This is a genomic window from Burkholderia sp. Ap-955 (genome assembly GCF_011753045.1).
In the GTDB taxonomy this organism is placed as follows: Bacteria; Pseudomonadota; Gammaproteobacteria; order Burkholderiales; family Burkholderiaceae; genus Burkholderia; species Burkholderia lata_D.
In genome coordinates, this window is record NZ_VWWH01000023.1 from 84,676 (window position 1) to 91,223 (window position 6,548).

At 67.8% G+C, this 6,548-nt stretch carries 5 protein-coding genes; 3 read left to right on the forward strand and 2 right to left on the reverse strand.

All coding sequences use genetic code 11. The features are described from left to right. Positions 1-237: 237 nt before the first annotated feature. The gene (gene aroG, locus F3J15_RS15535; RefSeq protein ID WP_166892266.1) at positions 238-1,311 is read left to right on the forward strand and encodes a 3-deoxy-7-phosphoheptulonate synthase AroG; all 1,074 of its coding nucleotides are present in this window, start codon (positions 238-240) and stop codon (positions 1,309-1,311) included. 212 nt (positions 1,312-1,523) lie between these two features. On the opposite strand, the gene hmpA is transcribed toward aroG, so the two are convergent. Together hmpA and F3J15_RS15545 are read right to left on the reverse strand one after the other, a co-directional pair. Continuing rightward, positions 1,524-2,732, reverse strand: coding sequence for an NO-inducible flavohemoprotein (hmpA, locus tag F3J15_RS15540; RefSeq protein ID WP_166892269.1), 1,209 nt, complete (start codon positions 2,730-2,732; stop codon positions 1,524-1,526). Between the two features lie 92 nt (positions 2,733-2,824). Continuing rightward, a complete protein-coding gene (locus tag F3J15_RS15545; protein WP_039361370.1) occupies positions 2,825-3,376 on the reverse strand; it encodes a cob(I)yrinic acid a,c-diamide adenosyltransferase in 552 nt (183 codons plus the stop codon). Positions 3,377-3,549: 173 nt separating this feature from the next. On the opposite strand from F3J15_RS15545, the gene F3J15_RS15550 reads away from it, so the two are divergent. Together F3J15_RS15550 and F3J15_RS15555 are read left to right on the forward strand one after the other, a co-directional pair. Further along, positions 3,550-4,959: an FAD-linked oxidase C-terminal domain-containing protein gene (locus tag F3J15_RS15550; protein WP_166892272.1), complete on the forward strand. Its 1,410-nt coding sequence runs from the start codon at positions 3,550-3,552 to the stop codon at positions 4,957-4,959. Between the two features lie 41 nt (positions 4,960-5,000). Next, on the forward strand, positions 5,001-6,494 hold the full coding sequence (locus F3J15_RS15555) for an FAD-linked oxidase C-terminal domain-containing protein (protein WP_069247182.1): 1,494 nt from the start codon (positions 5,001-5,003) through the stop codon (positions 6,492-6,494). The last annotated feature ends 54 nt before the right edge of the window (positions 6,495-6,548 follow it).

Sequence of the window (6,548 nt, forward strand, 5' to 3'; positions counted from 1 at the left end):
TTTTTGGTATCTCAGACCGCTGGCGGATCGAGAGGGTTGATGGCGCGTAAAGCGCAACCGAAATTCCCGAAAAAACCGCCGGCGAACCCGGCGGTTTTTTTTTCGCCCTTCGCCACCCGGTCGCCGCCGCAGCGGTCCCGCGGCCCCGACCGAAACCACTGAATCGCTTGAATTGATGAATCTGCCGCACGCGCACTCGCACTGACCGAACCGCGCCCGGAACCAAGGAGAAACAGCATGCCCCCGCACAACACCGACGACGTCCGCATTCGCGAACTCAAGGAACTGACGCCGCCCGCCCACCTGATCCGCGAATTCGCGTGCTCCGAAGCCGCGTCCGAGCTGATCTACAACTCGCGCCAGGCGATGCACCGCATCCTGCACGGGATGGACGACCGGCTGATCGTCGTCGTCGGGCCGTGCTCGATCCATGACACGAAGGCGGCGATCGAATACGCGGGCCGGCTGGTGAAGGAGCGCGAGCGCTTCAAGGGCGAACTGGAAATCGTGATGCGCGTGTACTTCGAGAAGCCGCGCACGACGGTCGGCTGGAAGGGCCTCATCAACGATCCGCACCTCGACAACAGCTTCAAGATCAACGAAGGGCTGCGCACCGCGCGCGAGCTGCTGCTGCAGATCAACGAAATGGGGCTGCCGGCCGCGACCGAATACCTCGACATGATCAGCCCGCAGTACATCGCCGACCTGATCTCGTGGGGTGCGATCGGCGCCCGCACGACGGAATCGCAGGTGCACCGCGAGCTCGCGTCGGGGCTGTCGTGCCCGGTCGGCTTCAAGAACGGCACCGACGGCAACGTGAAGATCGCGGTCGACGCGATCAAGGCCGCCTCGCAGCCGCACCATTTCCTGTCGGTGACGAAGGGCGGCCATTCGGCGATCGTGTCGACGGCCGGCAACGAGGACTGCCACGTGATCCTGCGCGGCGGCAAGGCGCCGAACTACGACGCGGACAGCGTGAACGCCGCGTGCGCGGACATCGGCAAGGCCGGCCTCGCCGCGCGCCTGATGATCGACGCGAGCCACGCGAACAGCTCGAAGAAGCACGAGAACCAGATCCCCGTCTGCGCGGACATCGGCCGCCAGATCGCGGCCGGCGACGAGCGCATCGTCGGCGTGATGATCGAATCGCATCTCGTCGAGGGGCGCCAGGACTTGAAGGAAGGCTGCGAGCTGACCTACGGCCAGAGCATCACCGACGCGTGCATCGCATGGGACGACAGCGTGAAGGTGCTGGAAGGCCTCGCGGAATCGGTGAAGGCGCGCCGCGTCACGCGCGGCAGCGGCAACTGACGGACGCAAACAGGCTGGCCGCATGACCCCGCCTGTGGCGGATTGGCCATGCGGCCAGCGTGCGGTCGTCATTTCACTCTGCGCGATTAGCTAACCCGAAAGTGTGGCGCTATCACGCGACGCTGACGCTGCGCGCCTGACGCCCTATGCGCGCAACAAAAAGCCCGGCTCGCGCCGGGCTTTTTCATTGGCGGAGCCCCTCCGCCAGGGCGTCACTCGAGCGCGCCCGAGCCGAAGATTTCGGTATTCACGCGTTCCCGTGCGACGCCCAGTGCGACGAGCGCGTCACGCTGCGCCTTCATGAACCCGATCGGGCCGCAGATGTAGTAGTAGGCGTCCGGCACCAGCGCGTATTGCCGCACGCGTTCCGGCGTGAGGCGCCCTTCCAGGTCGTGGTCGATGCCGGCGCGATCGTTCGGGCCGACCAGTTCGTACAACACCGTGCGCTTGACGTTCGCATGGTCGCGCACCGTATCGTTCAGCCAGTCGCGGAACGCGTGCACCGCACCCGAGCGGCAGGCGTGGACGAACCGCACTTCGCGCCGGCTGCCCTCGGCGATCAGCGTCGACGCCATCGACATCATCGGCGTGATGCCGACGCCGCCGGAGATCAGCACCACCGGCGTCTCGGCGCCACGCTTCAGCGAGAATTCGCCCATCGGCGCGGTCACTTCGACGATCGCGCCCTCTTCCACGCCGTCGTGCATCAGCGTCGACACCTTGCCGGCCGGAATGACTTCCGGCTTGCCGGCTTCACGCTTCACCGAGATGCGCAGCCACTTGCCGTGCGGCGCGTCGGACAGGCTGTACTGGCGCGGCTGGTCGACGCCGAAGTCGCCGACGAAGCGCTTCACCGTGATGTACTGGCCGGGCTCGAACGTCGGCGCCGCGCCGCCGTCGGCCGGCGTCAGGTAGAACGACGTGATCTCGTCGCTTTCGCGCACCTTGCACTCGACCTTGAACGGGCGGAACCCGCTCCACGCGGCGCCCGCGTACAGGTCGGCCTCGACGCCGATCAGGATCTGCGCGAGCTGGCCGTACGCGACCCGCCATGCCTCGAGGGTTTCGGCATCGACCGCGTCGCCCAGCACTTCGACGATCGACGCGAGCAGGTTCTCGCCGACGATCGGGTAATGCTCGGGGCGGATGTTCAGGCTCGCGTGCTTGTGCGCGATCTTGGTCACGGCGCCGCCCAGCGCGCCGAGGTTGTCGATGTTCGCCGCATACGCGTAGACGGCCTTCGCGAGCGTTTCCGGCTGGCTGCCCGTCTTCTGGTGCGTCTGGTTGAACAGGTTCTTCAGTTCCGGATGGCGCGCGAACATGCGCTGGTAGAAGTGCTTCGTGATCGTCGCGCCGTGCACGGCGAGGACAGGGGCAGTGGCCTTCACGCGAGCCATCTGGTCAGCGGTGATGTGGGTCATGTTCGTTCTCCGTTAAACATGCACACACAATACCTCTTTAAAAATCGATGCCCCTCGGGCAAATTGTCGCAGTGCGTCAAAGGGGCGACCCGTCAGCGGACGCGGCCGCGCTCCCACAGCACGTCCGATCCGCCGTCGGTGCGGTTCAGCACGCGCGCCAGCACGAACAGCAGGTCCGACAGCCGGTTCACGTAGCGCCGCGGCGCATCGTTGAGCGTCTCGGTCCGCCCGAGCGCGACGATCGAACGCTCCGCGCGGCGGCATACGGTTCGGCACACGTGCGCGAGCGACGCCGCGCGCGAGCCGGCCGGCAGGATGAATTCCTTCAGCGGCGGCAGCGTCGCGTTGTAGTCGGCGAGCCAGCGGTCGAGACGCGCGAGATGCGTGTCGTCGAGCACGGTATGGCCGGGAATGCACAGCTCGCCGCCAAGATCGAACAGGTCGTGCTGGATCGTCACGAGCGCCGTGCGGATCTCGTCCGGCAGCGTTTCGGCGAGCAGCACGCCGAGGTTCGAGTTCAGTTCGTCGACGTCGCCGATCGCGGCGATCCGCGTGTCGTCCTTGCCGATGCGCCGGCCGTCGCCGAGCCCGGTGGTGCCATCGTCGCCCGTGCGCGTGGCGATCTTGCTCAAGCGGTTGCCCATGCGAATGTCCTCTCGTGCGCGGCCGCGAGGCGGCCCGGTTGCGTTCGAACGCGATTATCGCAGCCCGCGGAGGCGGGCGCAGCAGGCGTTACAGCGTAGAATGGGCTGAAACCCTGCAGCACGGGAGCCGGGCCGGCGCCAACGCGCCCACCCGGATCGACAAGGAGACGTACGTGAATCACCCTGCCCAGCCGGCTGCCACGCGCCGCCCCCTTCCCCCTGCCATGCTCGATGCGCTGCGCGCCGCCTTCGGCGAGCGCGTGTCGACCGCCGACGCCGTCCGCGCCCACCACGGCCGCGACGAATCGCCGTTCGACCCGCAACTGCCCGACGCCGTCGTGTTCGCGCACAGCGCGGGCGACGTGCGCGAAGTCGTGTCGCTGTGCTCGCTGTACAGCGTCCCGCTGATCCCGTACGGCGCCGGCTCGTCGCTCGAAGGCCACCTGCTCGCGGTGCGCGGCGGCGTCTCGCTCGACCTGTCGGAAATGAACCGCGTGCTGTCGATCAACGCCGAAGACCTGACCGTGACGGTCGAGCCGGGCATCACGCGCAAGGCGCTCAACGAAGCACTGCGCGACACCGGCCTGTTCTTCCCGATCGACCCGGGCGCCGACGCAAGCATCGGCGGGATGACCGCCACGCGCGCGTCGGGCACCAACGCCGTGCGCTATGGCACGATGCGCGAGAACGTGCTCGGCCTGACCGCGGTGCTCGCCGACGGCCGCGTGGTGAAAACCGGCTCGCGCGCCCGCAAATCGTCGGCCGGCTACGACCTCACGCGCCTGTTCGTCGGCTCCGAAGGCACGCTCGGCGTGATCACCGAGATCACGCTGCGCCTGCATCCGCTGCCCGAAGCCGTATCGGCCGCGATCTGCACGTTCCCGTCGATGGGCGACGCGGTGCGCACCGTGATCGAGACGATCCAGATCGGCGTGCCGATCGCGCGCGTCGAATTCGTCGATGCGCTCGCGGTGCGCTCGATCAACCGCCATTCGAACCTGACGCTGACCGAAGCACCGACGCTGTTCTTCGAATTCCACGGCACCGAGGCCGGCGTGAAGGAACAGGCCGAGCTCGTCCAGGCGCTCGCCGGCCAGAACAATGGCCAGGGCTTCGAATGGGCAACCCGCCCCGAAGACCGCAGCCGGCTCTGGGCCGCCCGCCACAACGCGTATTTCGCGATGCTGCAGTTGAAACCCGGCTGCCGCGCGGTGACGACCGACGTGTGCGTGCCGATCTCGCAGCTCGCCGCGTGTGTCGAGGAAACCGAAGTCGACCTGCGCGCGTCGTCGCTGCCCTGCCCGATCGTCGGCCACGTCGGCGACGGCAATTTCCACGTCGCGATCCTGATCGACCCCGACAAGCCCGAGGAAATCGCCGAAGCCGAGCACATCAACGACCGGATCGTCGAGCGCGCGCTGCGCCTCGGCGGCACCTGTACGGGCGAGCACGGTGTCGGGCTGCACAAGATGCGCTTCCTGCCGAAGGAGCACGGCGACAACGCGATCGACACGATGCGTGCGATCAAGCTTGCGCTCGATCCGCGCAACCTGATGAATCCGGGCAAGATTTTCACGTGCTGACACGGTGGCGCGACACCGCGCCGCCTGCTGCAGGAGACCCCATGAACGCTCCCGTCGAACTGTCGAGCGCGGCACGCGCGCAGCGCCAGCGCGAAGTCGTGCAGGCGCTGATGGCCGTGCTGCCGACGCACTGCCTGCTGTACCGCGACGAAGACACGGCGCCGTACGAATGCGATGGCCTGTCCGCGTACCGCCGCCTGCCGCTCGCGGTCGCGCTGCCCGAAACGGAATCGCAGGTGCAGCGGATCGTGCAGATCTGCCGCCGCATGGAAGTGCCCATCGTGCCGCGCGGCGCGGGCACGAGCCTGTCGGGCGGCGCGTTGCCGATCGCGCTCGGCGTCGTGCTGTCGCTGGCGCGCTTCACGCGCATCGTCGAAGTCGATCCCTACGCGCGCACCGCGACCGTGCAGCCCGGCGTGCGCAACCTCGCGATCTCGGAAGCCGCCGCGCCGTACGGCCTGTATTACGCGCCCGATCCGTCGTCGCAGATCGCGTGCACGATCGGCGGCAACGTCGCGGAGAATTCCGGCGGCGTCCACTGCCTGAAATACGGGCTGACCGTGCACAACGTGATGCGCGTGCGCGCGGTCACGATCGACGGCGAGATCGTCGAATTCGGCTCGCTCGCGCTCGACATGCCGGGCCTCGACCTGCTCGCCGTGATGATCGGCAGCGAAGGGATGTTCGCGATCGTCACCGAGGTCACGGTGAAGCTGATCCCGAAGCCGCAAACGGCCCAGCTCGTGATGGCGAGCTTCGACGACGTCGTCAAGGGCGGCGAAGCCGTCGCGGCGATCATCGCGTCGGGGATCATCCCGGCCGGGCTCGAAATGATGGACAAGCCGGCCACGCAGGCCGTCGAGTCCTTCACGCATGCCGGCTACGACCTCGACGCGAAGGCGATCCTGCTGTGCGAATCGGACGGCACGCCGGAAGAAGTCGCGGAAGAGATCGTGCGGATGACGGCCGTGCTGCGCGAGCATGGCGCGACACGCATCCAGGTATCGCGCAACGAGAGCGAGCGGCTGCGCTACTGGTCGGGCCGCAAGAACGCGTTCCCGGCCGCCGGCCGTATTTCGCCCGACTATTACTGCATGGACGGCACCGTGCCGCGCCGCGCGATCGGCCCGCTGCTCGCGCGCATCGAGCAGCTCGAAACGCGCTACGGGCTGCGCTGCATCAACGTGTTCCATGCGGGCGACGGCAACATGCATCCGCTGATCCTGTACAACGCGAACGATCCGGACGAACTGCACCGCGCCGAGCAGTTCGGTGCGGAAATCCTCGAATGCTGCGTGGAATTCGGCGGCAGCGTGACGGGCGAGCACGGTGTCGGCATCGAGAAGCTCAATTCGATGTGCGTACAGTTCTCGCCGCAGGAGCGCGATGCGTTCTTCGCGGTCAAGCGCGCCTTCGATCCGGCGGGGCTGCTGAACCCGGACAAGGGCATCCCGACCCGCGCGCGCTGCGCAGAATACGGTCGCCAGCACGTGCGCGGCGGGCTGCTGCCGCACCCCGACCTGCCGCGCTTCTGAGCGTCGCGCGCGGGTCGCGGCCCGTGCCCGCCGCCGGGTCTCGGCGGCGGCCCG